The following is a 3,229-nucleotide window of genomic DNA, read 5'->3' on the forward strand; positions in this document are numbered from 1 at the left end:
CGGCGCATCGAGCCAGCCGATCGCACCCGTATAGAGCCCGCGCGGCGTCGACTCGATCGCGTCGATCAATTCCATCGTCTTGTACTTCGGCGCACCGGTGATCGATCCGCACGGAAACAGCGCGCGCAGCATCTGCGCGAACGTCGTGCCGTCGCGCCAGCCGGCTTCGACCGTCGACGTCATCTGCCACACCGACGCATACGGCTCGACGGAGAACAGCGCCGGCACCTTGACGGTGCCCGTGCGCGCGATCCGCGACACGTCGTTGCGCAGCAGGTCGACGATCATCACGTTCTCTGCGCGATTCTTCGGATCGCTCGCGAGGAACGCGGCGGCCGCCGCGTCTTCACCCGGGTCGGCCGAACGCGGCGCGGTGCCCTTCATCGGCCGCGCGCGCAGCACGTCGCCCTGCTTCTCGACGAACAGCTCGGGCGAGCACGATACGACCCACGCGCCGCCGGGCAGCGCGATCAGCGCGCCGTACCGCACGGGCTGGCGCGCGCGCAGCCGCCGGTACAGCGCGAGCGGCGTGCCGAACACGTCGAAATTCAGCCGGTACGTGTAGTTGACCTGATACGAATCGCCCGCGCGCAGCGCGTCGTGCACCGCGCCGATCGCCGCGTCGAACGCATCGCGCGACACGCTCTTCGCGACATGCGCGACACCCGCGATCGACGGCGTTCCGCCCCCGTCCTGCTGCGCGAGCCACGCGTCGACTTCGTCGCGCGACAGCCGCTCGCAGCGCGCATACAGCAAAAAGCGCAGCGGGGCATGGCCCGGCTGCGCCCGTTGCAGGTTGCGTCCGAATGCGTAATCGCCGACGACGACCGCATGCAGCCCGTCGCGCAGATCCTGCGCGAGCGCCGCATCGATGGCGTCGAGCTGCGCCGGGTCCGTGCACACGCGTTCGCGCACGAAGCCCGAATACAAACGACTCGACCGCGCGGACGCGGTCGAGTCGCAATCGTCCAAGAGCGCGAACGACGCGCTCTCGTTGCCTTCAGTCATGCCGTTACTCGAAGAAGCTCTTCACACGGTCGAACCAGCTTTTGCTCTGCGGGCTGTGCCGCGCACCGCCTTCGGCCAGCGACTTCTCGAACTGCTTGAGCAGGTCGCGCTGCTGGTCGGTCAGCTTCACGGGCGTCTCGACCTGCACGTGCACGTACAGATCGCCCGCGATGCTCGAGCGCAGCCCCTTGATGCCCTTGCCGCGCAGGCGGAACGTCTTGCCCGACTGCGTGCCTTCCGGCACCGGGAACGACGCACGGCCGGCCAGCGTCGGCACCTCGATCTCGCCGCCGAGTGCGGCGGTCGTGAACGGGATCGGCATCTGGCAGTGGAGATCGTCGCCGTCGCGCTCGAACACCGAGTGCGGCTTGATGTGGATCTCGACGTACAGGTCGCCCGGCGGCCCGCCGTTGATGCCCGGCTCGCCGTTGCCGGCCGAGCGAATGCGCATCCCGTCGTCGATCCCGGCCGGGATCTTCACTTCGAGCGTCTTGGTTTCCTTCACCTTGCCCGACCCGTGGCAATGCGCGCACGGCTCGGGGATATAGGTGCCCGTGCCGTGACACTTCGGGCAGGTCTGCTGGATGCTGAAGAAGCCCTGCGACATGCGCACCGTGCCCTGGCCATGACAGGTCGGGCAGGTTTCCGGCTTCGTGCCGGGCTTCGCGCCCGACCCGTGGCAGACTTCGCACGACACCCAGCTCGGCACGCGGATCTGCGTGTCGTAGCCGTGCGCGGCCTGCTCGAGCGTGATTTCCATGCTGTAGCGCAGGTCGGCGCCGCGGTACACCTGCGGGCCGCCGCGGCCGCCGCGCGCGGCACCGCCCGCGGCCTGGCCGAAGATGTCGCCGAAGATGTCGCCGAATGCATCCGCGAAGCCGCCGAAACCCTGTGCGCCCGCACCACCCATGTTCGGATCGACGCCCGCGTGGCCGTACTGGTCGTACGCGGCCCGCTTCTGACCATCCGAGAGCATTTCATAGGCTTCCTTCACCTCCTTGAAATGCTCTTCCGCATCCTTGCTGTCCGGATTGCGGTCAGGGTGATACTTCATCGCAAGCTTGCGATATGCCTTCTTGATTTCGTCGTCGCTCGCATTCTTCGCGACGCCCAGAACCTCGTAGTAATCCCGTTTCGCCATATCGATTCACTGTGCCGCCACGCATCGCGCACGCGGCGGCTCCTTTCGCCCGCAGTAAAGTCTCTCGACTCGTCTGGCGCTGCACCGTCCGCGGACGGCTCGCGCAGCACCCGCCAAAAAACAAATGTGCCCGGAGGGCCGCAAGGCCCGCCAGGCGTGGAGTCGATCCGGCCATCCGGAAGGAAAGACAGACCGCTTGTCAGCCGCGCCGCGCGCGTTTTCGCGCGCGCGGCGTACGGTGTCGTTGCAACCCGGCTTAGTCCTTCTTCACTTCCTTGAACTCGGCGTCGACGACGTCGTCGGCAGCCTGTTGCGCACCGCCCGCGTGGGCCGCGCCTTCCGCCGCACCGGCCGCGCCGGCCGCACCCGCCTGCTGGGCCTGCATGTCGGCGTACATCTTCTCGCCGAGCTTCTGCGAAACCTTGCCGAGTTCCTCGACCTTCGCGTCGATCGCCGCCTTGTCGGCCGACGTGTCCTTCAGCACTTCTTCAAGCGACTTCAGCGACGCTTCGATGGCTTCCTTCTCGCCCGCGTCCAGCTTGTCGCCGTACTCGGTCAGCGCCTTCTTCGTGCTGTGCACCAGCGCGTCGCCCTGGTTGCGCGAATCGGCCAGCTCGCGCAGCTTGTGGTCTTCCGCTGCGTTCGCTTCCGCGTCCTTGATCATCTGGTCGATTTCAGCCTCGGACAGGCCCGAGTTCGCCTTGATCGTGATCTTGTTTTCCTTGCCGGTCGCCTTGTCCTTCGCGCCGACGTGCAGGATGCCGTTCGCGTCGATGTCGAAGGTCACTTCGATCTGCGGCACGCCGCGCGGTGCCGGCGGGATGCCTTCGAGGTTGAACTCGCCGAGCAGCTTGTTGCCCGCTGCCATTTCGCGTTCGCCCTGGAACACCTTGATCGTCACGGCGCCCTGGTTGTCGTCCGCCGTCGAGTACACCTGGGCGTGCTTCGTCGGGATCGTCGTGTTCTTGTTGATCATCTTCGTCATCACGCCGCCGAGCGTCTCGATACCGAGCGACAGCGGGGTCACGTCGAGCAGCAGCACGTCCTTGCGGTCGCCCGACAGCACCTGGCCCTGGATCG

At 66.9% G+C, this 3,229-nt stretch carries 3 protein-coding genes; all 3 read right to left on the reverse strand.

Translation table 11 applies throughout. From position 1 onward, the window contains the following. A partial coding sequence (locus JMF90_RS30530; protein ID WP_201325840.1) for an anthranilate synthase component I family protein occupies positions 1–1,008 on the reverse strand: 1,008 nt, incomplete at its 3' end. A gap of 4 nt (positions 1,009–1,012) precedes the next feature. Further along, positions 1,013–2,149 (reverse strand): molecular chaperone DnaJ, encoded by a 1,137-nt coding sequence (dnaJ, locus tag JMF90_RS30535; RefSeq protein WP_053524347.1) that lies wholly within the window; start codon positions 2,147–2,149, stop codon positions 1,013–1,015. Positions 2,150–2,405: 256 nt separating this feature from the next. After that, positions 2,406–3,229 (reverse strand): Hsp70 family protein (locus JMF90_RS30540; RefSeq protein WP_201325841.1); only part of this gene is annotated, 824 nt, incomplete at its 5' end.

The organism is Burkholderia sp. E168m23, from assembly GCF_016586125.1.
GTDB classification, from domain to species: domain Bacteria; phylum Pseudomonadota; class Gammaproteobacteria; order Burkholderiales; family Burkholderiaceae; genus Burkholderia; species Burkholderia orbicola.

Bases quoted from the DNA above. Each gene is read 5' to 3' on its own strand.
- dnaJ (WP_053524347.1), bottom strand. From the start codon at position 2,149: ATGGCGAAACGGGATTACTACGAGGTTCTGGGCGTCGCGAAGAATGCG.